The organism is Streptomyces sp. NPDC033174, assembly GCF_055577795.1.
On sequence record NZ_JBVIPQ010000006.1, the window covers coordinates 387,510 to 410,163 of the forward strand.

The window sequence follows — 22,654 nt, forward strand, 5'->3', positions numbered from 1 at the left end:
CGGCCAGCTTTGCGGCGCGGCTTTACTGTGACCAGCGCCACACGGTGTTTGTGCGCGGTTGTGCACTTGGGGAGGCTGGGTGTGAACATCGGGAACAACGGGAGTCCGGGGGCGGCGAAGGCCTTCGGACGGCTGCTGAAGTTCCACCGCGAGCGGGCGAAGGTATCGCAGCAGGTGGTGGGCCAGCACACGGGATATTCCAAGTCCCAGGTAGCGATGATCGAGCGCGGGGAGCGGCGCCCGAGGGGCAACTTCGTCGAGGTGGTGGATGAGTTGCTGGGTGCACAAGGTGCACTGTTGGAGGTCGCGGAGGAGGTCACGGCGAGCGGGGTGGCGGCGTGGTTCGAGGATTATCTGGTGGAGGAGGCGAAGGCGGTCGGCGTCCATACGTACGAGACCCACCTGATCCCCGGTCTGCTCCAGGTGGAGGAGTACATGCGGGGCGTCTTCCACAGCGCCGTACCGGCCCTTGACGACGACGAGATCGAAGCGATGGTTTCGGCGCGGTTGGACCGACGCCAGGTGTTCTTCCGCAAGCCCGCGCCGCGCATGACTTTCGTCTTGGAGAAGGCAGCACTCATCAAGCCCATCGCCGGCCGGGCCGCACTCAGGAAGAACCTGCTGCACATCCTCGACATCGGGGAGCTGCGGAACGTCGAGACTCAGGTGATGCCGGAGGGTCGGCAGACCCATGCAGGGCTGAACGGCCCCTTCGTCCTGCTGGAAACCGCCGAGCCCCACAGCCAACTCGTCTATGTCGAGGGGCAGGGCGGCCGGTACTTTCTCAGCGAACAGCCGGACGTCGGTGATGCCTTCGCACGGTATGGCACCTTGCGGGCGCAGGCCCTCGACCCGGAAGACTCCGCGAGACTGATCGAACAGGTGGCACGAGAGCTATGAGCACCGACCTCAACTGGTTCAAGAGCAGCTACAGCGGCGACCAGGGCGGCAATTGCGTCGAGGTCGCCGTCTCCTGGACCAAGTCCTCTTACAGCGGCCCCCAGGGCGGCGACTGCGTCGAGGTCGCCACCTGCCCCCACACCGTCCACGTCCGTGACTCCAAGGACCTCACCCGCCCCGCCCTCACCATGGCCCCCGCCGCCTGGGCCGCCTTCGTCCGTACGGTCGACGCCCGATGACCGGGATCGCGCCCGCCCCCGTACAGGCGCTGATCGTCGTCGACATGCAGACCGCCTTCCTCACCGGAGGGGGCGCCGTGCCCGAGGCGGGCCGGGTGCTCAAGCACACCGAGGACCTGATCGCCCGGGCGCGGGCGGCCGGGGCGGTGATCGTGCAGTTGCAGAACGACGGGCCGCCCGGCGCGGACGACGAGGCCGGGACGCCCGGCTGGGAGCTCCACATCGCTCCCGAGGCGGGTGACTCGGTGATCCGGAAGACCGTGGACGACGGGTTCCACGAGACGCCGCTGCGGGAGCTGCTCGACGCGGCGGGCGTACGGGAGTTGGCCCTCTGTGGCGTGATGTCGGAGATGTGCGTCAGCGCCACCGCGCGGACGGCCCTGGACCTGGACTACCGGGTCGTTCTGCCGCATGACGCCCACGCCACGCAGGACATCCCGGCGGCGCCCGGCATCAGTGACATGGTGCCGGCGCCGGTGGTGTCGCGGGTGGCGGAGTGGGCGTTGGGGGACGAGGTGGAGGTCGTCGCGCGGGCGGCGGACGTGTCCTTCGTGCGCCCCTGATCAGGGGGTGAGGACGCCGTCCAGGAACGGTTCGATCGCCAGGCGCCACGCCTCCGGTCGGTCGTAGTGGACGAGGTGGCCCGCGTCGGGCACCTCCGCGTACTGGCCGTGGGGCAGGACGCGGACCATCTCCTGGGCCTCCGCCCGGCCCAGTTCGCCGTCCAGGCCGCGCACCACCAGGGTCGGGCAGTGGACTTGGGCCAGTGACTCCCAGTGGGCGTCGTGCACCCACGTCTCGCGGGACTTCAGCATCTGGGCGCGGGAGAAGACCGGGCGCCAGCCGTCCGCCCGCTCGGCCATGACCTCGGCGAAGAAGGCGCCGCGCGCCGGATTGGGCCGCTCCACCCAGGGATCGTCCTCACCGAACCACTTGCGGACGTCGGAGAGCGTGGCGAACGGGAGCGGCCACGACCGGAACCAGTCCTCCCACTCCCGCTGGGACGCGGCGCCCAGCGCCGAGGCCCGCATGTCGCAGATGACCAGGGCGCGGACGAGGTCCGGACGCTCGGCGGCGAGCTGCCAGGCCGTGAGGGCGCCCATGGAGTGGCCGATGAGCGTCACCGGGCCGAGGCCGAGCTGCTCGACGGCGGCCGCCGCGTCGGCCACGTACGCCTCGCGGGTGTAGGGGCCTTCGGCCGGCTTGTCACTGCGGCCGTGGCCCCGCTGGTCCAGGGCGACCGCGCGATGGCGCTCGGCCAGCCAGCGGGCGGTGGGCGCCCAGTGCGAGGCGCGGCCCATGAGCCCGTGGAGCAGTAAGACGCCGGGGAGCGCGTCCCCCTCGCCGTACCCCTTGGGTGGCTCGGCGAACTCCCAGGCAGCCAGGCGTACGCCGTCGGTTCCGGTTACGTCGATACGTCGCACCATGTGTCCCTGGCACCCCCTCTTCCGTCCGCGTCGTGCAGCGTCGTCAGACTATCGAACCCGCATTCGAAAATAGGGTCTCGGCGCATAACACCGCTCGTTCGAGTGACCGTCCTCAGGGATTGACGCCCATCGCCGGGGGGAGATCTTCAGCGGGAGGCGGACCGCTCGGGGAAAACGGTCCGAAGGAGCCGACCCTGGGAGCTCGGGGCTCCGGGTCGGCATGGGGGAGGACAGGCCCCGGCGCCCATGGGCGCCGGGGCCCTCCACATCTGCGTACCTGCGCGTGGACCGCTGTCCGTACGACGGGCGCATCGCACCGCTCCCTCCCCGGAGGCGGACCCGACTGGCAAGTCTTGGACCAGCGTGGCACGCGATACGCCCGGCCGCTGCCATTACGGCCGAAACCGCGACTTCCGCGGTACGGCCCAAGGGCTCCGGCCCGCTTCCGGGTGCGGCCCGCGCCAAGGCGGCGGCGTGGGCCCTCGCGCCGGCCTGCCGCCGTCAGCGCTTGGCGACGAAGACGTGCGACGCCACATCGGCCCCCAGCTCCGCGGCCTCGCCGCTGCTGCCGACCAGGACACCGCCGGGCGACTCCGTCACGCTCACCACGGAACCGGGCTGCACGCCCGCGCGCCGCAGCGTGTACATCAGCTGGGCGTCCGTCTGGATCGGCTCGCCGATCCGGCGGACCACCACGGTCTTGCCCTCGGATCCCGCGTCCAGGTCCGCCAGGCTCACCATGCTGTCGTCCAGGAACGACTGGGCCTCCGCCTTCTCGCCCAGCTCCTCCAGGCCCGGGATCGGATTGCCGTACGGCGACTCCGTCGGGTGGCGCAGCAGCTCCAGCACGCGCCGCTCCACCGCCTCGCTCATCACGTGCTCCCAGCGGCACGCCTCGGCGTGGACCTGCTCCCACTCCAGGCCGATCACATCGACCAGCAGGCACTCGGCCAGCCGGTGCTTGCGCATCACGCGGGTGGCCAGCCTGCGGCCCTCGTCGGTGAACTCCAGGTGGCGGTCTCCCGCGACCGTCACCAGACCGTCGCGTTCCATCCGCGCCACCGTCTGGCTCACCGTCGGGCCGCTCTGGTCGAGCCGCTCGGCGATCCGGGCGCGCATGGGGACCACACCTTCTTCTTCGAGCTCGAGGATGGTGCGGAGATACATCTCCGTGGTGTCGATCAGTCCGGACATACGTGCCCCTCGATGCTGTGACATGAAAATCGTCGTGCGATGGCCCTGCCTCAATTCTGACGCATGGCGCTGACAACCGTGCCTCGCCGTGTGCTCGCCGGTGGGATCGCCCGCCGTGAGTACCCCGGAAGACACCGCGGACCGGGGCAGCCGGTATTGACAGAGCAATGGTCCAGACCGCAACGTGATCCGCGACACTGGAGAGACCGAGGAGAAGGAGCTCCAGGCCATGAGCGAGAGCAAGCTGGCCGATCAGTTCTTCGATGCCGCGATCGGCCTGCTCCAGCGCGTGCGGGACGAGGAGTCCGGCGGGATCGCCGCCGCGGGCGCCGCCATCGCCGACGCCGTCGCCTCGGGGGGCCGTCTCTTCGCCTTCGGCGCCGGGCACTCGTCGCTGGCCGCCCAGGACGTCGTCTACCGGGCGGGCGGTCTCGCCCTGATGAACCTGCTCGCCGTGCCCGGTGTGGTCGGCGTGGACGTCATGCCCGCGACCCTCGGCTCCGCGCTGGAGCGGGTCGACGGCCTGGCGGGCGCGGTCCTCGACTCCTCGCCGGCCACCGCCGGCGACGTCCTGATCATCATCTCCCTGTCCGGGCGCAACGCCCTGCCCGTCGAGATGGCGATGAACGCGCGGGCGCTGGGTCTGACCGTCATCGGCGTCACCTCGGTGGCGTACGCGACGGAGACCAGGTCACGGCACGCCTCGGGGACGTACCTCAAGGACCACTGCGACATCGTGCTCGACTCCAAGATCGCCATCGGCGACGCGGAGCTCACCCACGAGGGCATCGAGGCGCCCTTCGCGCCGGCGTCCACCGTGGTCACCAGCGCTCTGATGCAGGCGACGATGGCGGCCGCGGCCGAGGAGATGGTGGCGCGCGGGATCGAGCCGCCGCTGCTCAGGTCCGGGAACGTGGACGGCGGGCACGAGTGGAACGGCCGCGTGATGACCGAGTACCGCGACCGGATCTTCTTCCGCCACTGAGCGCGCCCCTTCACCGGCGGCCCGTCCGTCACCGCGCGCCGGGGCCGTACGGGAAGCGCACCCGGACCGTCAGGCCGCCGCCCTCCTCGTTGGGCGTCGCCGTGGTCGTCGCGTCGTGCGCGCGGGCGATCGAGTCGACGATCGACAGGCCGAGACCGGTCCCCTCGCCGGGGCCGTGGGTGCGGGCCGTCAGGCGCCGGAACGGCTCGAAGAGCAGCGGGACCGTGTCCGGAGGAATGACCGGACCGGTGTTCGTGACCTCGATGCCGCCCGGGCCCGTACGGATCTCCACGCGGCCGTCCGGGACGTTGTGGCGGATCGCGTTCGCGACCAGATTGTGGACGAGCCGGTCCAGAAGGACCGCGTCCCCGGCGACCGTCAGCGGCCCCGCGTGGACCGAGACGCTCACGCCGCGTTCCTGCGCCTCGCCCTCCAGGGCTTCGGCGGCCGCCCGCGCGACCTGGTGCACCGCGACCGGCCGCCTCTCCCGCAGCCCCTGGTCGGACGCGGCCAGCAGCAGCAGCCCGTCGATGATCCGTTCACTGCCGTCGGCGACGTCGATCAGCTTGCTCCGGATCCGGGCCACCCGCTCCTGGTCGGGTGCGCCCGCGAGGCCGATCTCGGCGGCCGCCCGCTGCACGGCCACCGGCGTGCGCAGCTCGTGGGCGGCGTTGGCGGCGAAGCGCTGCTGGGCGGACACCAGCTGTTCCATCCGGCCCAGCATCCCGTCGAAGGTGTCCGCGAGCCGCTTCAGCTCACCGGGCGGCCCGTCGAGCGCGATCCTCTCGTGGAGGTTCTCGCCGGAAAGCCTGCGGGCCGTCTCCGTGATCACTGCGACCGGGCGGAGCACCCGGCCCGCCATCCACCAGGCGAGCGCGACGGACAGGACCGCGTAGACGGCGAGGACGATCACGGAGACCATCAGCAGCCGGTTCAGCGCGGCGCTCTCCACCGCGTCGCTCACCGTCCTCGTGACCGCGAGCGCGTCACCCTTGATCACCCCGGGCGGCAGTGGCCCGGGGCTGGCCGGCTCGGCGGACGGCCAACGGGGTGTGGCCGAGGGCAGGTCCTCCAGCCGCTTGGCCGGCACCGCCGTGGTCACGGCCAGGCTGATCGTCGAGTACAGCCCCTGCTTCACCAGCAGATACACCAGCCCCGTCAGCAGCCCGCCCGCCAGGACGAGCAGCCCGCCGTACAGCGCCGTCAGGCGCCCCCGCTCACTGGTCATCACCCGGCGCACGGCACCACCACCGCCGCCGCCACTGCCGCCATGACGGCCACCACCGACGCCGCCATGGCTCATGACGCGATCCGGTAGCCCTCGCCGGGCACCGTCTCCACCACCGGTGGCTCGCCGAGCTTGCCGCGCAGCTTGCTCAGCGCCACCCGCACCGCGTTGGTGCGGTAGCTGGTGTGCTCCTCCCACACCTGCTCGATCAGGTCCTCGCCGCTGACCACCGCCCCCTCGGCCCGCAGCAGCGCCTCCAGCACGGCGAACTCCTTGCGGGACAGATGCAGGTGCCGGCCGTCGCGGCTGGCCTGGCGGCGGGCGGTGTCCAGCACGATCCCGGCCCGCTCCAGCACGGGCGGCAGCGCGGGCCGGGCACGCCGGCCCAGGGCCAGGACCCGGGCGAGCAGCTCGTCGTACGCGAACGGCTTGGCCAGATAGTCGTCGGCGCCGAGACCGAGGCCCTCCACCCGGTCCCGTACCGTGCCTGCCGCCGTCAGCATCAGCACCCGGGTCATCAGCCGCTGCTCCACCACCCGGCGGCACACGTCGTCGCCGTGCATCCCGGGCAGGTCCCGGTCCAGGACGAGGACGTCGTAGGCCCCGAACTGCATCTTCCGCAACGCCTCGAGACCGTCGGCCGCGACGTCCACGGCGAGCGCGTCGCGGCGCAGCCCCTCGGCGATCATCTCGGCGAGAAACGCCTCGTCCTCCACCACCAGTACGCGCATGGGCCCTGTGTATACGAAGGGGGGCTTTCGCCGGTGTAAGCGAATCCGCTGAGGGAAGCGAAACACCCCCGCACGGCACGCTCCCGCCCATGACGACTCGACAGCGACACCTCAGGCTCGTGGCCGCCACCGCCGTGGCCGCCCTCTCCCTGCTCACCACGGCCTGCGGCGGCGAGAAGACGGCCGGGGGCAAGGAGACCGTGAGCGACGAGGGCAAGCAGGCCGACCAGGCCTTCGAACACCGCAAGTGCCTGCGGGAGCAGGGGCTCGACGTGCCCGAGCCCAAGCCCGGCGAGAAGGGTGTCGGGCTCACCATCGGCGGCGACGGCATGTCCAAGGAGAAGATGGAGAAGGCCTTCAAGGCCTGCAAGGACAAGGCCGGCACGAGCGCCGGCAAGGAGCTGACGCAGGCCGACAAGGACAAGATGATCAAGTACGCGCAGTGCATGCGCAAGAACGGCTTCAACATGCCCGACCCGAAGTTCGAGGGCGGCGGCATGACGGCGGCCCAGCCGATACCGCAGGGCGCGGCGAAGCAGAAGTTCGACCAGGCCAACAAGGCGTGCGAGAGCGTGTCGCGATGACCCGGCGCAGGCTCGTGGTCGCCCTGGTGGCGATCGTCGTGGTCGCGGGCGGCGGGGCGGCCGTCACCGCGCTCACCGCCCCCGGGGAACAGCGGGTGGAGGAGGACTCGGGCCTTCCCCGCGCTACCGCGCCCGTGATCCGCGGCGACCTCAGCAACAGCACCCAGCAGGACGGCACCCTCGGCCACCTCGGCGAGCGGAAGATCAACGCGGGTCCCGCGGGGACGCTCAACTGGATCGCCGGCGGCGGGTCCGTCGTCGAGCGGGACGAGCGGCTGTACGAGGTGGACGGCAGGCCCGTCCGGCTCATGTACGGCGCCGAGCCCATGTACCGGACCCTCAAGACCGGCGACCAGGGCAAGGACGTCCGCCAGGTCGAGGAGAACCTGGCCGCCCTCGGCCTCACCGGCTTCACCGTCGACGACGAGTACAGCGCGAAGACGGCCGCCGCCGTCAAGCGGTGGCAGAAGTCCCACGACCTCAAGCAGACCGGGACGATCGGCCCTGACCAGATCGCCTTCGCCGGCAGCGCCGTACGGATCAAGGAGGCGGGCGCCGCGCCGGGTGATCAGGTGGCACCCGGCAGGCCGGTGCTCACCGTCACCGGATCGGAGCGGATCGTGCGCTTCAAGATCCCTGTCGCCGACGGGGCGTTGGGCAAGGCCGGCACCCCTGTCTCCGTACAGCTGCCGGACGGCACCGAAGCGCCGGGGAAGGTGTCCTCGGTCGGGAGGACCGCGTCGGCGGGCAGCGACCCCCAGGACAGGACCCCCAAGATCGACATCACCGTCGCCTTCGACGATCCCGACAAGGTCAAGGGGTTCGACCAGTCCCCCGTCACCGTGAACCTCACCGGCGAGACCCGGAAGAACGTCCTGTCCGTGCCGGTCAACGCGCTGCTCGCGCTGCCCGGCGGCGGCTTCGGCGTCCAGGTCGTCGAGAACGGCACGGCCCGTGACGTGAAGGTCGAACTCGGCATGTTCGGGCAGGGCCGGGTCGAGATCAGCGGCCCCGGCCTGCGCGAGGGCATGAAGGTCGGGGTGCCGTCCGCATGAGTACCCCCAGCAGTACGGTCGTACGGCTCCGCGGGGTCACCAAGGAGTACGCGGGCGGCGTCCGCGCCCTCGACGGGGTCGATCTCACCGTCGGGGAGGGCGAGTTGCTCGGCATCGTCGGTCCGTCCGGCTCCGGCAAGTCCACCCTGCTGCACCTCGTCGGCACCCTCGACCGGCCCAGCGCCGGGACGGTGGAGATCGCGGGCCATGACGTGGCCTCGCTGACGGACCGCCGGCTCTCCGCGCTGCGCTCCCGGCACATCGGCTTCGTCTTCCAGGCCTTCCATCTCGTGCCCGGAGTCGGCGCGTTGGAGAACGTCGCGGAGGGGCTGCTGTACTCGGGTCTGCCGAGGGCGCGGCGGCGGGCGATGGCCGCGGAGGCGCTCGCCCGGGTCGGTCTCGCGGACCGGATGAAGCACCGCCCCCACGAACTGTCCGGCGGGCAGAAACAGCGCGTCGCCATCGCCCGGGCGGTGGTCGGCAGCCCCGACCTGCTGCTGGCGGACGAGCCGACCGGGGCGCTGGACTCGGCGTCCGGGGAGGCGGTGATGGGGCTGCTGCACGATCTCCACACGGAGGGCGCGACGATCGCGGTCATCACGCACGACACGGAGATCGCGGGGAGCCTGCCCCGGCAGGTGAGGATCCGCGACGGGCGCGTGGTGGCGGACCTCCGGAGCGGGGGCGACGGCGTCCCCCGGGCGGGACTCGGGCCCGGGGCCGGGGAGGTCGCTGTCTGATGGCTCGTACGCGTACAGAACGCACGCATCTGCGGGCGGCCCGGCTCGGGCCCCGCGACATCGTCCATGTCGGCTCGGCCGGGCTGCGCAGCCGGCCTGTGCGGGTCGTCCTGTCGGCGCTGGGGATCGCCATCGGCATCGCCACGATGATCGCGGTCGTGGGCATCTCGGCGTCCAGCCAGGCGCAGCTGCTGCGCCGGCTCGACGCGCTCGGGACCAACATGCTGGTGGCGAAGCCGGGCGAGGGGATGTTCAGCGGCCAGGAGGTCAAACTCCCCAAGGACGCCCCCGGCATGGTGGGCCGGATCAAGGGGGTCGAGGAGGTCGGCGCGACCGGCGACCTCAAGCACTCCGTGCGGCGCTCCGAGAAGATCCCCGAGGCGGAGACCGGCGGTATCGCCGTGAACGCGGCCACGGAGGGCCTGCTGAAGGTCCTGCGGGGCGAGGCGGCGGCGGGCACCTGGCTGAACGGCGCGAACGGCCGGTACCCGGCGGTGGTCCTCGGCGGCGTGGCGGCCGAGCGGCTCGGCATCACCAGGCCGGGGCAGCAGGTGTGGATCGGCGGCCGGTACTTCACCGTCGTCGGCATCCTCGCCCCCCTGCCGCTCGCACCGGACATCGAGCGCTCCGCGCTGGTGGGCTGGGAAGGGGCGCAGAAGCTGCTGGGCTTCGACGGACACCCGACGGCGGTCTACGAGCGGTCGACGGACGCGTCCGTACGCACCGTCCAGAAGCTCCTCGCCCCGACGATCGACCCGCGGAACCCGCAGAACGTGGCGGTCGGCGACCCGTCGGCGGCGCTCAAGGCGAAGGCGGCGACGGAGGGGGCGTTCTCGTCGCTGCTCCTGGGGCTGGGCGGGATCGCGCTGCTGGTGGGCGGGGTGGGCGTGGCCAACACCATGATCATCTCGGTCCTGGAGCGGCGCCATGAGATCGGGCTGCGGCGGTCGTTGGGGGCGACGCGCGGTCAGATCCGGATCCAGTTCGTCACCGAATCCCTGATGCTGTCGGGTCTCGGCGGCCTGGCGGGCGTGGCCCTCGGCGGCGCGGCGACGGGCGTGTACGCGTCCACGGGCGGGCTGCCGTGGGTGGTCCCGCCGTGGGCGGTCGGCGGCGGCTTCGCGGCGACCCTCCTGATCGGCACCGTGGCGGGTCTCTACCCGGCGGTCCGCGCGTCCCGGCTGTCCCCCACGCTGGCCCTCCAGGCGGCGTGACCGCCGGAGGCGGGGCGGGGGTCACCGGCGAGCCGGCCCCCGCCCTCTCCCCGTTTCCCGTTCCCTACTTCCCCGCCAGGTCCAGGCTCGCCGCCACCCTGACCGCGACCGTTTCCGCGTAGGACGCGTCCGGGCGTTCGAAAGGGGGACGGGAGGCGGAGCGGAGGAAGGTCAGGACCCCCAGGGTGCGGGCGCGGCTGCGGAGCACCACGCACAGGGCGTGGACCGCGTCGCGCGGCCATTGGCGGGTGGCCGCCCAGTCCTCGGCCGCCTGGGCGGACGAGGCGCCCGCGCTCGCGCGGACCGGGCCGATGCGGTCCACGGCCTGCACGGCGGGGTGGCCCGACCGGTAGCGCGCCGGGATCCCGCCGCCGGACACCACCGTCACCGGCCCCGGCGCACCCGTCGGCGTCGCGGCGGCACGGACCAGCCGCTCACCCGCGCACAGATCCACCAGCACATGGTCCGCGAAGCCCGCCAGGGCGAAGTCCAGATACGACGTCGCCGCCTCCATCGGATCCTCGCACTCCGCCGCCGCGACCCCCGCCCGGTGCAGCTGACTGGAGCGGAACCGCAACCGGTCCGCCTCCTGCTGCGCCAGCTTCGCCTCGGTCACGTCCTGGAACATCCAGCCCACGCCGAGCGGCACCGGCTCCTCCGCCAGCGGCGACGCCAGCCGCAGGAACCCGCTCCGCCAGCACCGGCGCCGCTCACCGTCACCCGTCCGCAGCGTCACCCACACCTCGGCCGGCTCGCGCGGCGCGCCCTCGGCCAGTACGTACTGCAGGGCGCACTCCAGCTCCTCCACGCCCTGGACGAGGAACTCCCCGAGGGGTCGGCCGAGCAGCGAGGTCCGCCCGGCACCGAGCGCGCGGGCGGCGTGCCCGTTCACCACGGTGGGCCGCAGGTCCACGTCGACGAGGACGACCCCCCAGGAGGCATCCGCGAACAGCGCCTCGCTCAGCGCGATGGACCGCTCCAGGTCGATCTGGGCGTGCACCTCACTGAACGCGCAGTACACCCCGGCGGGCTTCCCGTCCGCCGCCCGCACCCCCGCCGACTGCGTCCGTACGAGCACCCGCCCGCCGTCCTTGCGCAACAGCGCGAACTCGTGCACCTGCCGCCCGGGCGCGTGCATCGCCCCCATCAGCCGTCCCTGCACGTCCTCGGCGTCCGCGCTGCGCACGGCCCACCCGGCGAATCCACGCCGCCCGACGGCCTCCTCGGCGCTCCAGCCGAGGATCCGCTCGGCCTCGCGGTTCCAGTGGGTGACGGTTCCGTCCGCGTCGAGCGCGCAGAGCGCCGCGTCCATCCCGTCGAGCAGCGCGGCCAGCAGATCGGACCCCGTCGCCTCACGCTCGGGCCCCTCGCGCTCGGAGTCCTCGCCGTCCGGCTCGCCCGGCCCGACGGCATGGGCCGTTCCACGCCACGAAGCACTCATCCCGGCACCCCCTGCAGGACGTGTGTCACGCGTGCTACTGCACGCGGGGCCATTCAACTGGAACGTGACCCAGGACACACCCGGTTCAGCGAAATCGTTGCGCCCGGGAAACAGGAGCGCGCCGTGCGGGCGCGCGAGCACCCGCGGCAAAAAAGGGGTTGATGCGGCCCCCGTCGATGCCTAGTGTCGATTTCACGCATGAAAGGAGGTGATCCGGAAGTGATTTCTCACCGGACCAGCGAGGTGACTGCGGGCTGACGCCTGCCGTCGCACTCTGTGCACCCCGGCAGGCCGATCTGCCGAACATCCACGCAGTCACCCGACCCGTGGGCCGCCGGTAAGTCCGGCCGGCTTCCTGTCGTCCCGTACGGCAGGAACCAAAGGCCCACGGGTCGTCTGCGTCTCCGGGCCCGGCGCCGGCGCGGGCGGGTCAGACCGCGACGATCTCGACGCCCTGCTCAAGGCCCTTGAAGTCGTCCGGATTGCGCGTGTAGAGCGGCAGGCCCTCCGCCGCCGCAGTGGCCGCGATCATGAGGTCGATGCGGCGCGGTCCCGGGTCCCGGCCCGCTCGGAGCGTGAGGGCGACCAGCGTGCCGTACCGCCGCGCGGCCTCGCGGGTGAACGGAATGGCGTCGAAGTCCGCCTCCGCGTCGGCGAGCCGCTGGGCCCGCGCCAGGGAGTCCACGGGGTCCTTCGCCATCGCCACCCCCTGCGCCAGCTCGGCGAGGACGACCGAGGGAATCGCGATCTCCCTCGGCAGTCGTGCGGGATCGAGGTCCGGCAGGTCGATGACGGCGCACGTGTCCAGCAGGCCGCGGGCGCGCCTCTCAGTCACGGTTGCGCTCCCACGGATCCGCCTCGGGGCCGAGGCGGTCGTCGCCGCCGAAGAAGTCGTCCGCTTCCTCGCGCATGGCGGCATGGTCGACGCGTGGCGCGGCGCGCCACTTGCGCTGCAGCTCTTCGACCGGGATGAAGCGCCGTCGCGTACTGAGGGGGCGGACCTCGGCGATCTCCATTCCGTTGCGGGTGATATGGAACGTCTCGCCCGCCTCCACCTCGTCGAGGACCGCTTTGGAGCGGGCGGCGAGCTCCCGTTGGGTGATGGTCTTCATGGGGTGAGCGTAGTACGCCGTAGCACGGTGCGCTACGCGGAACGGGGCGGCGCTCCGGCGCCCGTCACGCGAGGCCCAGCTTGCCCGTCCGCTGGACCCGCGCCTCCCCCAGCCGCAGGATCACGGCGGACGCCGCGAGCAGCAGGGCGCTCAGCGCGCCCAGGCCGGTGAGCGGTAGGGCCAGGTCGGCGAGGGTGCGGCCCTCCAGGAGGGCGCCCCGCACCGCCAGCAGGCTGCCGGTGAGAGGGAAGGCCGCTCCGACGACCTGGACGGCCGTGGGGAGCGCGAAGGTGGGCAGGCGGACGCCCGAGACGAACCAGAGGGGCTCGTCGAGGATCGTGTAGAGGAACGCCGAGTCGCGGGAGAAGACCAGCACGCTGTTGAGGAACGCGCCCCAGGCGACCGCCGGGACCAGCAGGGCGAGGAAGACGACGGCGAGCATCCACCAGGACGCGACGGTCAGGGAGCCGAAGCCGGTGAGCGCGGCGACGGTGAAGCAGGTCAGGAGCCAGGCGTTCTGGAGGAGCGCGCCCGCGCCGTTGGCGATCATCAGGGTGAGCCGGCCGGCCGGGGAGAGGAAGAGGAGTTCCAGGGTGCCGGTGGCCCGTTCGAAGGAGAAGTGCCAGGCGGACTGGACGAGGGAGAAGAAGAAGGCGTACGCGAGGGTGCCGGTGGCGAGGAAGGCCAGGAGGCGGTCGGGGTCGGCGGCCATCGGCCAGTTCGCGGCGGCGGGGGACGCGGTGGCGATGGGGCGCAGCGTGTAGTAGGTGGTGGCCAGTTGGAGGACGGGCCAGACCAGCATCGAGAAGACGACGAGCGGCTGGCCGAAGAGGCGGCGGTGCTGTTTGAGGGCCTCGGCCCTGAAGACGCGCAGGGCGTGGCTCATACGGACACCGCCTCGGGGGTGTCCGTGAGGGTGAGGATCGCGTCCTCGAGGCTGGCTTCGGCGATCTCCAGGCCGCCGATCTGGCCGCCCGCCTCGATGATCGCCGCGGCCAGCGGGCCCGCGATGTTGTCCGGGTGCCGCAGGGTGATCAACTCGCCGCCGTCGGCGAGGGGGTGGGAGGTCGCGCCGAAGCGGGTGACGGTGTCGGTGACGGCCGCGCCGGGGTTCGTCACCGTGATGCGTACGGTCCGGTGGCTTCCCGTGGCGGCCTTCAGCTCCGCGGGGCTGCCCTCCGCGAGGTGTCGGCCCCGGGAGATCACGTAGACGTGGCCGCAGAGTTCCTCGACCTCGGCCAGATAGTGGGAGGTGAGCAGGACGCCGGTGCCGGTGGCCGCGAGGTCGGCGACGACGCGGCGCAGATCGCGGGCGATGGGGGCGTCGAGGCCGAGGGTGGGCTCGTCGAGGAGGAGATAGGCGGGGCGGTTGATGAGGCCGCGGGCGATGGCGAGGCGCTGGGTCATGCCGCGCGAGTACCGCTCGACCATGGTGTCGGCGGCGTCGGACAGGCCCACCAGCGCGAGGAGTTCCTCGGTGCGGGCGCGCAGTTCGGGCTTGGGGACGTCGTAGAGCTGGCCGAAGTACCAGAGGTTCTCGCGTCCGGTCATCCGGGTGTAGACCATGCGTTCGCCGCCGGCGATGAGGTTGATGCGGCGGCGTACGGCGCGGGCGTCGTCGACGGTGTCGAGGCCGTCGACGCGGATCGTCCCGGAGGTGGGGCGCAGGAGGGTGGCCAGCATTTTGATGGTGGTGGTCTTGCCTGCGCCGTTGAGGCCGAGCAGTCCGGTGATGCGGCCGGGCGGGATGTCGAGGTCGAGGCCGTCGACGGCCCGCTTGAGCGTGCGGGGACCGAGGATTCCCTTGTCGCGTACGGGGAATTCCTTGCGCAGCGCGCGAACGGCGATGCCGGGTGTGCTCATGGTCAGTACGTCCTTTCGACGGCGCGGGCCTCCGCGCGGGGCAGCAGCTTCAGGCCGGCCAGCAGGTATACGGCGGTCAGGGCGGCGCAGACGCCGAGCCTCGGCAGCAGGTGGGGGAGGCTCTGGCCGCCGGTGAGTGATCCGTGGAGTACGTCGACGGCGGAGGTCACCGGGAGGAGTTCGGCGAGCCACTGGGCGGGCTCGGGCAGGTAGGCGCGCGGGAAGGTGAAGCCGCAGAGCAGGCCGAGGAGCATGAAGACGGTGTTCTGGGAGATGTGGGCCTCGCCCGCCGCGATCATCAGGGCCCCGAGGCCGACGGAGAGCGCGAAGACGGCGCAGATGAGGGCGGTGGCTCCGGCGAGCGCGCCGAGGGGTGAGGAGACGGGGGCGGTGATGCCCAACAGCGCGATCACCACGCCCAGGCCGAGGAATTCGACGAGGCTGCTGACGACGGCGAAGGCCGTGAAGCCGAGGAGGTAGGGGAAGCGGCCGGCGGGGGCGATGAGCAGGGCGCCGAGGGTGCCCTGGCGCTGTTCGGTGATGAGCGCCTTGGCCGACCAGAGGATGAGGCGGACGGTGAACTGGAAGGCGGTCGCGCCCACCGCGATGTAGGCGAGATAGGCGCTGGTGCCGCTGCTTTCGGCGAAGTCGTCGCCGACGCTGCCGCCGCCGATGGCGTCGTAGGCGAGGGCGGCGAGGGCGATGGCGAGTGCGGCGGGCAGGACGGTGCCGACGGCGTAGGTCCATGGGTAGGCGCGGCGGGTCATCTGCCAGGTGCGCCAGGCGGTTGCCCAGGCTGTGGGCACGGATCTCTCCCCCGGAGTCAGTGAGTTTCTTTTGGGAACTTACACTGAGTTTCTATCGGGAACTTACCCGGTGGCGCAAGATGGACCGACGCACCGAGGGAAGGGAACGCCGATGGGCCGAGCAGTACCCGAGCGCGACGCCGCCTGTGCCATCGCCCAGGCCGCGGCCGTGATCGGCGACTGGTGGAGCCTGCTGCTGGTACGCGAGACCGCCCGCGGCCGGCACCGCTTCGACGAGCTCCAGCGCGAGCTCGACATCTCCCGCAAGGTGCTCACCGAACGGCTGAACCACCTGGTCGACAGCGGGGTCCTGGACAAGGTCCCGTACCAGCAGGGGCCCGTCCGGTACGAGTACCGGCTCAGCGACATCGGCCGCGCCCTGCTGCCCGTCCTCGTGTCCATGCAGGACTGGGCCGACCGCTGGCTGCTCGGCGACGGCACACTCACCGGCACCGCCGGGGAGGAGAGCGCCGAGGCGCACCGCCTCCACGACCTGCCCGGCACCCGGCTGCCGCGCCTCACGCTGCCCGCGCACACCGGCGGCGACCTCGACCCCGTGGACCCGGAGGCGGCCGCCACGGTCCTCTTCTGCTACCCGGCCACCGGGCGGCCGAGCCCCCTGCCGGAGAACTGGTCCGACATCCCCGGCACGGTCGGCTGCACCCTGGAGAACCGGCTCTTCCGCGACGCGTACGCCACCTTCACCGCGGCCGGAATCGCCGTGCGCGGCCTCAGCACGCAGCGCCCCGACGAGCAGCGCGCGTTCGCCGAGGCGGAGGACATCCCCTTCCCGCTGCTCTCCGACATGGACAGCCGGCTGTCGGCGGCGCTGCGGCTGCCCACGTTCCGCGCCGGTCAGGCGCTGCGGCTGAAGCGGGCGGTGCTGGTACTGGACCGGGAGCGCACCGTGCGCCATGTGCAGTTCCCGGTCACGGACATCCCGCACGCGGTGGAGACGGCCCTCGCCGAGGGCCGGAAACTCTCCCCGTGACCCCGGGGCTCACGGGGACAGGCGCTCGACCGTCCAGCCCGACTCCCCACCGGTGTCCCGCACGTACCGCAGCCGGTCGTGCAGTCGGTTCTCGTGCCCCTGCCAGAACTCCACCGTCTCCGGCACGACCCGGAAGCCGCCCCACTCCGGCGGCACCGGCACCTGCTCGCTCTCCGGGTAGCGGGCGGCCAGCTCCTCGTACCGGCTCAGCAGCTCCTCGCGGGAGCCGATCGCCGACGACTGGTGGCTCGCCCACGCGCCCAGCTGCGAGCCGTGCGGACGGGTGCGGAAGTACGCGGCCGTCTCGTCGCGGCCGGTGCGTGCCGCCGTACCGGTGATGATCACCTGGCGGGCCAGCGGATGCCAGGGGAAGAGCAGCGAGACGTGCGGGTTGGCGGCCAGCTCATGGCCCTTGCGGGAGGTGTAGTTCGTGTAGAAGACGAGGCCCGCCTCGTCGTAGTGCTTCATCAGCACCGTGCGCGACGACGGCCTGCCGTCGGGCGTCGACGTCGACACGACCATGGCGTTCGGTTCGTGGATGGCGGCGGTCGCGGCCGCCGCGTCCTTGAACCAGCGGGCGAACTGTTCGATCGGGTCGGGCGCGAGGTCCTCCACGTGCAGCTCCGTGGTCCGGTACTGCTCACGCATGTCAGCGGGATCGAGGGCGTCTGTCACACCCCCATCCTGCCGCAGGGCGCAGTCTGCCCGGCACCGAGTGCCGCTAATCCTTGTTGAGCGGAATGGCGCAGTGTGCCGGTTGTCACGCTTCCCCGCATCGGCAGAACCCGCCAAACTCTCCGCTGGGCCACTGTGGCCCCCCTACGACGCGGTGGGGGTGACCGCTCGCCGCACGGGGCATCACCCCCCAACGAGCTTGTTCGTCTGTCGTACCCATTTCTGAGGAGCCGCCTGATGTCCGACTTCGTACCCGGACTCGAAGGAGTCGTCGCGTTCGAAACGGAGATCGCCGAACCCGACAAGGAGGGCGGTGCCCTCCGTTACCGGGGCGTCGACATCGAAGACCTGGTGGGCCATGTGTCCTTCGGGAACGTCTGGGGCCTGCTGGTCGACGGGGCGTTCAACCCCGGCCTGCCGGCCGCCGAGCCCTTCCCCATTCCGGTGCACTCCGGTGACATCCGGGTGGACGTCCAGTCCGCGCTGGCGATGCTCGCGCCCGTCTGGGGCCTGAAACCGCTCCTGGACATCGATGCCGAGCAGGCCCGCGACGACCTCGCGCGCGCCGCCGTCATGGCCCTGTCGTACGTCGCCCAGTCCGCGCGCGGACAGGGCCTGCCGATGGTCCCGCAGAGCGAGATCGACAAGGCGGAGTCCGTCGTCGAGCGCTTCATGATCCGCTGGCGCGGCGAGCCGGACCCCAAGCACGTCAAGGCCGTCGACGCCTACTGGACGTCCGCCGCCGAACACGGCATGAACGCCTCCACGTTCACCGCCCGCGTCATCGCCTCCACCGGCGCCGACGTGGCCGCGGCGCTGTCCGGCGCCGTCGGCGCCATGTCCGGCCCGCTGCACGGCGGCGCGCCCTCCCGGGTCCTCGGCATGATCGAGGAGATCGAGCGGACCGGCGACGCCACCGCGTACGTCAAGCAGGCCCTGGACAAGGGCGAGCGGCTCATGGGCTTCGGCCACCGGGTCTACCGCGCCGAGGACCCGCGTGCCCGCGTGCTGCGCCGCACGGCCAAGGAGCTCGGAGCGCCGCGCTTCGAGATCGCCGAGGCCCTGGAGAAGGCCGCGCTGGAGGAGCTGCACAACCGCCGCCCCGACCGCGTCCTCGCCACGAACGTCGAGTTCTGGGCGGCGATCATGCTGGACTTCGCCGAGGTCCCGGCGCACATGTTCACCTCGATGTTCACCTGCGCCCGGACGGCCGGCTGGTCGGCCCACATCCTGGAACAGAAGCGCACGGGCCGCCTGGTGCGCCCCTCCGCGCGCTACGTCGGCCCCGGCACCCGCAACCCCCGCGAGGTCGAGGGCTACGGGGACATCGCGGGCTGACGCTCCTGGAGCAGCAGGCCCGCGTGGTGGCGGGCGGCGACCAGGGGATGAGCGCGCAGCTTGCCCTTGAGTTCATTGCGGCCGTACTCGGCGAACAGCGGGTTCGCCGGGTCGGCCGTGACCCCGGGCGCGTTCCGCGCGTACGGGAACGGCACGCGCTCGATCCTGGCGTCCAGGCGCGGGTTGTAGAAGAACGGCACCGAGAAGCGCTCGGTGGCCCCGGGCGGGCTGACCACCCGGTGGTTGGTGGCGAGCAGATAGCCGTCCGTGGCGACTTCGAGGAGCTCGCCGAGGTTGACGACGAAGGCGCCGGGCAGCGGCGGAACGTCGTGGAAGAGACCGTCCTCGCGCTGCACCTGGAGGCCACCGACCTGGTCCTGCAGCAGCAGGGTCAGGAAGCCGTAGTCCTTGTGCGCGCCGACGCCCTGGTCGGCGCCGTCGTTCGCGCTGCCCGGGTAGCGGACCATCTTGAGGTGCGGATGGGCGCGGGGGCCGAAGGCGTCGTCGTAGAAGTCGGCCGGGGCGCCGATGGCCACGAGGAGCTCGCGCAGGAGCCGCTCCGCGACGCCGCTGAGCCGTTCGACCCAGTTCAGGGCGGCGGTGCGCAGCTCCGGGAGGGCGTCGGGCCACTGGTTGGGGCCCTGGAGCCACCAGTAGGGGGCCTCGCCCGGGCCGGGGACGTGCGCGGGGCGCTCGGCGCCGATGTCGAGCTGGTCGCGCCAGTCGCGCGAGCCGCCGGTGCGCTCGTCGCCGATGCGGGTGTAGCCGCGGAAGTGCGGCGAGTTGATGTTGTCGATCGCCAGCCGGTCGGCCTCGGGAAGCGCGAAGAAGGCCCGCATCGCCCGCATCAGGGCGTCGGTCTCGGCGTCCGTGACGCCATGTCCGACGAGCTGGAAGAAGCCGACGTCATGGGCCGCGCTGTGCAGCTGGGCGTGGAGCAGCCGGCGCGCCTGGGGGGACTGGTCGACGGCCGAGAGATCGATGATCGGAAGCTGGGAGTACGACTGCGAGTCCGTCATGGTTGCATCCGCGGGGTGTACGGGTGCCCGGGGCGGCGCCATGGGGTGGGGCGGGGCTCCGGGTGCCTGATGGAGAGGGGGGCTTCGAAGATCAGGTGGAGCGTCGACAGCCCATGCTCGTAACGCGGACGAAGTCCACGTGGCGGCGGCGTACGAGCGAAAGCATGCCCTCAGATTACTGCGCGGCGCGCGGATGGCTAGTGACCCGGATCACACCCCTGCCCGGGCCTCCGGGTTCAGTCCAGCGCCTCGTCGAGGAGAGCGGCCCACTGTGCCACCACGCGCTCCCGGCGGGCCGTGTCGTCGGTCAGGAGAGTGGCCAGGCCCAGACCCCGGGCCATGTCCAGAAGTCCCTGGACCGTCTCGCGCACACCCGGGCGGGACTCGTCCGCGCCGAGAAGTTCGACGGCGATCCGGTGCGACTCACGGCCGACGCGGGCCTCCAGCTCGGTGACACGCGGGCGCAGCTGCTCCTCGTTCGAGGCGGCGACCCACAGGTGCAGGGCCGCGCGGAACAGCGGACCCGTGTACAGGTCCACCAGAGCGCCCACGACGGCCGCGCGGTTCTTGGCCGGAAGGGTGCGCAGGGCATGCGAGCGTTCCTCGGCGACGTATTCGACGGCCGCCGTGAAGAGGTCCTCCCGGGTCGGGAAGTGGTGCTGGGCCGCGCCGCGCGAGACGCCGGCCCGTTCGGCGACCACCGAGACGGTCGAGCCCGCCCAGCCGTGTTCGGCCAGGCAGGACACGGCCGCCTCCAGGAGCCGTTGCCGGGTCGCCCGGCTGCGGTCCTGTTTGGGGCTGGTCACCACACCCATGCGGGGTCCCGTCGTTCGAGGAAGGCCGTCATCCCCTCGCGCGCCTCCGCCGAGGCGAAGAGCGTCGCGGAGCGCTGGACCAGGTCCTCCGCGTCCCGCTCGAAGGCTGCCAGCACCCTAGCCGTGACCAGGCGCTTGGACTCCGCCAGCCCCTGCGGGGAGGCCTTGCGCAGCCCGTCCAGGATGCCGTCCAGCGCGTCGTCGGTGGCCGTCACCAGGCCCATCCGTACCGCCTCGGCCGTGTCGAAGCGCTCCCCGGTGAGGTAGTAGCGGGCGGCGGCCCGTGGCTCCAGCTTCGGCAGCAGCGTGAGCGAGATGACGGCCGGCGCCACCCCGATCCGTACCTCCGTGAGCGCGAAGTCCGCGTCCGGCGACGCCACCGCGAGGTCGCAGGCGCCGACCAGGCCCATACCGCCGGCCCTGACGTGCCCGGCTACCCGGGCCACCACCGGTTTCGGCAGCTCGACGATCCGCCGCAGCAGCGCCACGAAGGCGTACGGACTGGGCGGCGCCTTCAGATCCGCGCCCGCGCTGAACGTCGAGCCGGTGTGCGTGAGCACCACGGCCCGCACCGCCTGGTCCTTGGCGCACTCCTCCAGTGCCCCGGCCAGCTCGGCGACGAGCTGCGCGGAGAGCGCGTTGCGGTTGGCCGGTGAGTCCAGGGTCAGGGTGGTGATGCCGCGCTCGTGGGCGCTCTTGACGTACGTCATGCGCTGTCTCGCTCCCCTTCTCGGTCCCTCAGCTCCCGACGGAGGATCTTCCCCGAAGCGGCCCGGGGTACCGCTCCGATGAACTCCACACGCCGGATCTTCTTGTACGGGGCGACCTTTCCGGCCACGAAGCCGATCAGGTCGTCCGCGGTGAGGCCGTCCGCGGTGGGCCGGCGCACCACGAAGGCCTTCGGGATCTCGTTGCCGTCCTCGTCCAGGACCCCGATCACCGCCGCGTCGGCGACCTGTTCATGGGTGAGCAGCAGCGCCTCCAGCTCGGCGGGGGCCACCTGGAAGCCCTTGTACTTGATGAGTTCCTTGACCCGGTCGACGACGAACAGCCAGCCGTCCTCGTCGACCCGCCCGATGTCTCCGGTGTGCACCCACCCGTCGGCGTCGATCATCGCCGCGGTGGCCTCGGGCCGTCCCAGATAGCCTTTCATGACCTGTGGGCCGCGGATCGCGATCTCGCCCTCCTCGCCCACCCCGGCGTCCCTGCCGGGGTCGTCGATGGACAGCAGCCTCATCTCGGTACCCGGGAGCAGCTTTCCGACGGTGCCCGGCGGCGGCGCGTCGGCGTCCAGCGGGACGACGTGCGTGCCGGGCGACAGCTCGGTCATCCCGTACGCCTGGCGCACCGGCGGCAGGCCGAGGCGTGCCGAACAGGCCTGCGCGAGCGCGGCGTCCAGCGGGGCGGCGGAGCAGACGATGTACTCCAGCGACGACAGGTCGTGCCGCGCCACCGACGGATGCTTGGCGAGGGCCAGGATGATCGGCGGGGCCACGTACAGGCCGTTGATGCGGTGCTTCTCGATCGCGGCGAGGAACTGGTCGAGGTCGAAGCGGGGCAGTACGACGACGGTGGCGCCCTGCCGCAGCGGGGCGTTCATCAGCGCGGTGAGGCCGTAGATGTGGAAGAACGGCAGCACGGCGAGGATCCGGTCGCCCGGACCCATGGGTATCAGCGGGGAGAGCTGCGCCAGGTTGGTGGCGATCGAACGGTGGGTGAGCATCACGCCCTTGGGGATGCCGGTCGTCCCGGAGGAGTACGGCAGGGCGGCGATGTCCTCGGCCGGGTCGATGGCGACGGACGGCTCGGGCGCGGTCGAGCCGAACGCGCCGGGCGCGTCGCAGACGAAGATCTCCTCGATCCCGCCGACGAGTTCCGAGGCTCGCCGGGCCACGTCGAGGAGCGGTGAGACGGTGACGATCCAGCGGGCCGCCGAGTCGCGCAGCTGCTTGGCGAACTCCTCCGCCGTGGACAGCGGATGGACGGTGGTCACCGAGGCGCCGGCTCGGGTGGAGCCGTAGAACACCGCCGGGTAGAGCACGGAGTTGGGGCTGTGCAGCGCCACCACATCACCCTTGCGGACGCCCGCCTCGGCGAGCGAGGCGGCGATCCGCCGGTGATGCGCGTCGAGCCGCGCGTAGGTGACGGCGGTGCCGGTGACGCCGTCGACCAGGGCGACCGCGTCGCCGTACTCGGTGGCCGCCCGGCCGAGTACGGCGTCGTGGATGGGAAGGGAAACGGCCGGCACATCCGCGTACTCGCTGGAGAACACCGCTGAAGACATGAACAGCCCCCTC

At 72.0% G+C, this 22,654-nt stretch carries 25 protein-coding genes; 10 read left to right on the forward strand and 15 right to left on the reverse strand.

Annotated elements, in window-relative coordinates; genetic code table 11:
• Positions 1-81: 81 nt before the first annotated feature.
• Genes ACZ5VC_RS21520 through ACZ5VC_RS21530 form a run of 3 tightly spaced genes read left to right on the forward strand, consistent with a single transcriptional unit; the run spans position 82 to position 1,702 of the window.
• Positions 82-900: a helix-turn-helix domain-containing protein gene (locus tag ACZ5VC_RS21520; RefSeq protein ID WP_469121626.1), complete on the forward strand. Its 819-nt coding sequence runs from the start codon at positions 82-84 to the stop codon at positions 898-900.
• Positions 897-1,139 carry a DUF397 domain-containing protein gene (locus tag ACZ5VC_RS21525; protein WP_469121627.1) on the forward strand — a complete coding sequence of 81 codons (243 nt, stop codon included), beginning with the start codon at positions 897-899 and terminating at the stop codon, positions 1,137-1,139. Before ACZ5VC_RS21520 ends, ACZ5VC_RS21525 begins: the two co-directional genes overlap by 4 nt.
• Positions 1,136-1,702, forward strand: a complete 567-nt coding sequence (locus ACZ5VC_RS21530; RefSeq protein ID WP_469121628.1) for an isochorismatase family protein — start codon at positions 1,136-1,138, stop codon at positions 1,700-1,702. The genes ACZ5VC_RS21525 and ACZ5VC_RS21530 overlap by 4 nt, the downstream gene beginning before the upstream one ends.
• Here ACZ5VC_RS21530 and ACZ5VC_RS21535 read toward each other — a convergent pair whose 3' ends face one another.
• Together ACZ5VC_RS21535 and ACZ5VC_RS21540 are read right to left on the reverse strand one after the other, a co-directional pair.
• On the reverse strand, positions 1,703-2,566 hold the full coding sequence (locus tag ACZ5VC_RS21535; protein ID WP_469121629.1) for an alpha/beta fold hydrolase: 864 nt from the start codon (positions 2,564-2,566) through the stop codon (positions 1,703-1,705). It lies immediately after the preceding gene.
• A 501-nt stretch (positions 2,567-3,067) separates the two neighbouring features.
• The gene (locus ACZ5VC_RS21540; protein ID WP_468712031.1) at positions 3,068-3,760 is read right to left on the reverse strand and encodes a metal-dependent transcriptional regulator; all 693 of its coding nucleotides are present in this window, start codon (positions 3,758-3,760) and stop codon (positions 3,068-3,070) included.
• A 229-nt stretch (positions 3,761-3,989) separates the two neighbouring features.
• On the opposite strand from ACZ5VC_RS21540, the gene ACZ5VC_RS21545 reads away from it, so the two are divergent.
• Positions 3,990-4,745, forward strand: coding sequence for an SIS domain-containing protein (locus ACZ5VC_RS21545; RefSeq protein WP_469121630.1), 756 nt, complete (start codon positions 3,990-3,992; stop codon positions 4,743-4,745).
• 28 nt (positions 4,746-4,773) lie between these two features.
• On the opposite strand, the gene ACZ5VC_RS21550 is transcribed toward ACZ5VC_RS21545, so the two are convergent.
• Together ACZ5VC_RS21550 and ACZ5VC_RS21555 are read right to left on the reverse strand one after the other, a co-directional pair.
• Positions 4,774-5,973, reverse strand: coding sequence for a sensor histidine kinase (locus ACZ5VC_RS21550; RefSeq protein ID WP_469121737.1), 1,200 nt, complete (start codon positions 5,971-5,973; stop codon positions 4,774-4,776).
• A 71-nt stretch (positions 5,974-6,044) separates the two neighbouring features.
• On the reverse strand, positions 6,045-6,704 hold the full coding sequence (locus ACZ5VC_RS21555; protein WP_469121631.1) for a response regulator transcription factor: 660 nt from the start codon (positions 6,702-6,704) through the stop codon (positions 6,045-6,047).
• Between the two features lie 89 nt (positions 6,705-6,793).
• Here ACZ5VC_RS21555 and ACZ5VC_RS21560 point away from each other — a divergent pair, with 89 nt between their 5' ends.
• The 4 genes from ACZ5VC_RS21560 to ACZ5VC_RS21575 are packed head-to-tail and all read left to right on the forward strand — an operon-like array spanning position 6,794 to position 10,297.
• Positions 6,794-7,288, forward strand: a complete 495-nt coding sequence (locus ACZ5VC_RS21560; RefSeq protein WP_469121632.1) for a hypothetical protein — start codon at positions 6,794-6,796, stop codon at positions 7,286-7,288.
• Positions 7,285-8,343: a peptidoglycan-binding protein gene (locus tag ACZ5VC_RS21565; protein WP_469121633.1), complete on the forward strand. Its 1,059-nt coding sequence runs from the start codon at positions 7,285-7,287 to the stop codon at positions 8,341-8,343. Before ACZ5VC_RS21560 ends, ACZ5VC_RS21565 begins: the two co-directional genes overlap by 4 nt.
• On the forward strand, positions 8,340-9,083 hold the full coding sequence (locus ACZ5VC_RS21570; protein ID WP_469121634.1) for an ABC transporter ATP-binding protein: 744 nt from the start codon (positions 8,340-8,342) through the stop codon (positions 9,081-9,083). Before ACZ5VC_RS21565 ends, ACZ5VC_RS21570 begins: the two co-directional genes overlap by 4 nt.
• The gene (locus tag ACZ5VC_RS21575; RefSeq protein WP_469121635.1) at positions 9,083-10,297 is read left to right on the forward strand and encodes an ABC transporter permease; all 1,215 of its coding nucleotides are present in this window, start codon (positions 9,083-9,085) and stop codon (positions 10,295-10,297) included. Before ACZ5VC_RS21570 ends, ACZ5VC_RS21575 begins: the two co-directional genes overlap by 1 nt.
• Before the next feature lie 64 nt (positions 10,298-10,361).
• Here the strand turns inward: ACZ5VC_RS21575 and ACZ5VC_RS21580 are convergent, their stop codons facing one another.
• The 6 genes from ACZ5VC_RS21580 to ACZ5VC_RS21605 form a co-directional block, all read right to left on the reverse strand.
• Positions 10,362-11,738 (reverse strand): PAS domain-containing protein, encoded by a 1,377-nt coding sequence (locus ACZ5VC_RS21580; RefSeq protein ID WP_469121636.1) that lies wholly within the window; start codon positions 11,736-11,738, stop codon positions 10,362-10,364.
• Positions 11,739-12,168: 430 nt separating this feature from the next.
• Positions 12,169-12,573 (reverse strand): PIN domain-containing protein, encoded by a 405-nt coding sequence (locus ACZ5VC_RS21585; RefSeq protein ID WP_469121637.1) that lies wholly within the window; start codon positions 12,571-12,573, stop codon positions 12,169-12,171.
• Complete coding sequence (locus ACZ5VC_RS21590; protein ID WP_469121638.1) at positions 12,566-12,850, reverse strand: type II toxin-antitoxin system Phd/YefM family antitoxin; 285 nt, start codon at positions 12,848-12,850, stop codon at positions 12,566-12,568. Before ACZ5VC_RS21590 ends, ACZ5VC_RS21585 begins: the two co-directional genes overlap by 8 nt.
• Positions 12,851-12,914: 64 nt before the next feature.
• The gene (locus ACZ5VC_RS21595) at positions 12,915-13,736 is read right to left on the reverse strand and encodes an ABC transporter permease (protein WP_469121639.1); all 822 of its coding nucleotides are present in this window, start codon (positions 13,734-13,736) and stop codon (positions 12,915-12,917) included.
• A complete protein-coding gene (locus ACZ5VC_RS21600) occupies positions 13,733-14,713 on the reverse strand; it encodes an ABC transporter ATP-binding protein (protein WP_469121640.1) in 981 nt (326 codons plus the stop codon). Before ACZ5VC_RS21600 ends, ACZ5VC_RS21595 begins: the two co-directional genes overlap by 4 nt.
• Positions 14,714-14,715: 2 nt before the next feature.
• Positions 14,716-15,519 (reverse strand): ABC transporter permease, encoded by an 804-nt coding sequence (locus tag ACZ5VC_RS21605; protein WP_469121641.1) that lies wholly within the window; start codon positions 15,517-15,519, stop codon positions 14,716-14,718.
• 112 nt (positions 15,520-15,631) lie between these two features.
• On the opposite strand from ACZ5VC_RS21605, the gene ACZ5VC_RS21610 reads away from it, so the two are divergent.
• A complete protein-coding gene (locus ACZ5VC_RS21610; RefSeq protein WP_469121642.1) occupies positions 15,632-16,510 on the forward strand; it encodes a winged helix-turn-helix transcriptional regulator in 879 nt (292 codons plus the stop codon).
• A 9-nt stretch (positions 16,511-16,519) separates the two neighbouring features.
• Here ACZ5VC_RS21610 and pdxH read toward each other — a convergent pair whose 3' ends face one another.
• Positions 16,520-17,185 carry a pyridoxamine 5'-phosphate oxidase gene (gene pdxH, locus ACZ5VC_RS21615; protein ID WP_469121643.1) on the reverse strand — a complete coding sequence of 222 codons (666 nt, stop codon included), beginning with the start codon at positions 17,183-17,185 and terminating at the stop codon, positions 16,520-16,522.
• A 237-nt stretch (positions 17,186-17,422) separates the two neighbouring features.
• On the opposite strand from pdxH, the gene ACZ5VC_RS21620 reads away from it, so the two are divergent.
• Entirely contained in the window at positions 17,423-18,523 is a 1,101-nt protein-coding gene (locus tag ACZ5VC_RS21620; RefSeq protein WP_469121644.1) for a citrate synthase 2, read from the forward strand.
• On the opposite strand, the gene ACZ5VC_RS21625 is transcribed toward ACZ5VC_RS21620, so the two are convergent.
• The 4 genes from ACZ5VC_RS21625 to ACZ5VC_RS21640 form a co-directional block, all read right to left on the reverse strand.
• Positions 18,502-19,542 (reverse strand): isopenicillin N synthase family dioxygenase, encoded by a 1,041-nt coding sequence (locus ACZ5VC_RS21625; protein ID WP_469121645.1) that lies wholly within the window; start codon positions 19,540-19,542, stop codon positions 18,502-18,504. The two genes, ACZ5VC_RS21620 and ACZ5VC_RS21625, sit on opposite strands and share 22 nt — an antisense overlap.
• Positions 19,543-19,778: 236 nt before the next feature.
• A complete protein-coding gene (locus ACZ5VC_RS21630; RefSeq protein ID WP_469121646.1) occupies positions 19,779-20,357 on the reverse strand; it encodes a TetR/AcrR family transcriptional regulator in 579 nt (192 codons plus the stop codon).
• Positions 20,345-21,067 carry an enoyl-CoA hydratase family protein gene (locus ACZ5VC_RS21635; protein WP_469121647.1) on the reverse strand — a complete coding sequence of 241 codons (723 nt, stop codon included), beginning with the start codon at positions 21,065-21,067 and terminating at the stop codon, positions 20,345-20,347. Before ACZ5VC_RS21635 ends, ACZ5VC_RS21630 begins: the two co-directional genes overlap by 13 nt.
• Complete coding sequence (locus ACZ5VC_RS21640; protein WP_469121648.1) at positions 21,064-22,641, reverse strand: 4-coumarate--CoA ligase family protein; 1,578 nt, start codon at positions 22,639-22,641, stop codon at positions 21,064-21,066. The genes ACZ5VC_RS21635 and ACZ5VC_RS21640 overlap by 4 nt, the downstream gene beginning before the upstream one ends.
• Positions 22,642-22,654: the final 13 nt, after the last annotated feature.

Bases quoted from the DNA above. Each gene is read 5' to 3' on its own strand.
- ACZ5VC_RS21525 (WP_469121627.1), top strand. From the start codon at position 897: ATGAGCACCGACCTCAACTGGTTCAAGAGCAGCTACAGCGGCGACCAG.
- ACZ5VC_RS21530 (WP_469121628.1), top strand. From the start codon at position 1,136: ATGACCGGGATCGCGCCCGCCCCCGTACAGGCGCTGATCGTCGTCGAC.
- ACZ5VC_RS21535 (WP_469121629.1), bottom strand. From the start codon at position 2,566: ATGGTGCGACGTATCGACGTAACCGGAACCGACGGCGTACGCCTGGCT.
- ACZ5VC_RS21540 (WP_468712031.1), bottom strand. From the start codon at position 3,760: ATGTCCGGACTGATCGACACCACGGAGATGTATCTCCGCACCATCCTC.
- ACZ5VC_RS21545 (WP_469121630.1), top strand. From the start codon at position 3,990: ATGAGCGAGAGCAAGCTGGCCGATCAGTTCTTCGATGCCGCGATCGGC.
- ACZ5VC_RS21550 (WP_469121737.1), bottom strand. From the start codon at position 5,973: ATGACCAGTGAGCGGGGGCGCCTGACGGCGCTGTACGGCGGGCTGCTC.
- ACZ5VC_RS21555 (WP_469121631.1), bottom strand. From the start codon at position 6,704: ATGCGCGTACTGGTGGTGGAGGACGAGGCGTTTCTCGCCGAGATGATC.
- ACZ5VC_RS21560 (WP_469121632.1), top strand. From the start codon at position 6,794: ATGACGACTCGACAGCGACACCTCAGGCTCGTGGCCGCCACCGCCGTG.
- ACZ5VC_RS21565 (WP_469121633.1), top strand. From the start codon at position 7,285: ATGACCCGGCGCAGGCTCGTGGTCGCCCTGGTGGCGATCGTCGTGGTC.
- ACZ5VC_RS21570 (WP_469121634.1), top strand. From the start codon at position 8,340: ATGAGTACCCCCAGCAGTACGGTCGTACGGCTCCGCGGGGTCACCAAG.
- ACZ5VC_RS21575 (WP_469121635.1), top strand. From the start codon at position 9,083: ATGGCTCGTACGCGTACAGAACGCACGCATCTGCGGGCGGCCCGGCTC.
- ACZ5VC_RS21580 (WP_469121636.1), bottom strand. From the start codon at position 11,738: ATGAGTGCTTCGTGGCGTGGAACGGCCCATGCCGTCGGGCCGGGCGAG.
- ACZ5VC_RS21590 (WP_469121638.1), bottom strand. From the start codon at position 12,850: ATGAAGACCATCACCCAACGGGAGCTCGCCGCCCGCTCCAAAGCGGTC.
- ACZ5VC_RS21595 (WP_469121639.1), bottom strand. From the start codon at position 13,736: ATGAGCCACGCCCTGCGCGTCTTCAGGGCCGAGGCCCTCAAACAGCAC.
- ACZ5VC_RS21600 (WP_469121640.1), bottom strand. From the start codon at position 14,713: ATGAGCACACCCGGCATCGCCGTTCGCGCGCTGCGCAAGGAATTCCCC.
- ACZ5VC_RS21610 (WP_469121642.1), top strand. From the start codon at position 15,632: ATGGGCCGAGCAGTACCCGAGCGCGACGCCGCCTGTGCCATCGCCCAG.
- ACZ5VC_RS21620 (WP_469121644.1), top strand. From the start codon at position 17,423: ATGTCCGACTTCGTACCCGGACTCGAAGGAGTCGTCGCGTTCGAAACG.
- ACZ5VC_RS21625 (WP_469121645.1), bottom strand. From the start codon at position 19,542: ATGACGGACTCGCAGTCGTACTCCCAGCTTCCGATCATCGATCTCTCG.
- ACZ5VC_RS21630 (WP_469121646.1), bottom strand. From the start codon at position 20,357: ATGGGTGTGGTGACCAGCCCCAAACAGGACCGCAGCCGGGCGACCCGG.
- ACZ5VC_RS21635 (WP_469121647.1), bottom strand. From the start codon at position 21,067: ATGACGTACGTCAAGAGCGCCCACGAGCGCGGCATCACCACCCTGACC.
- ACZ5VC_RS21640 (WP_469121648.1), bottom strand. From the start codon at position 22,641: ATGTCTTCAGCGGTGTTCTCCAGCGAGTACGCGGATGTGCCGGCCGTT.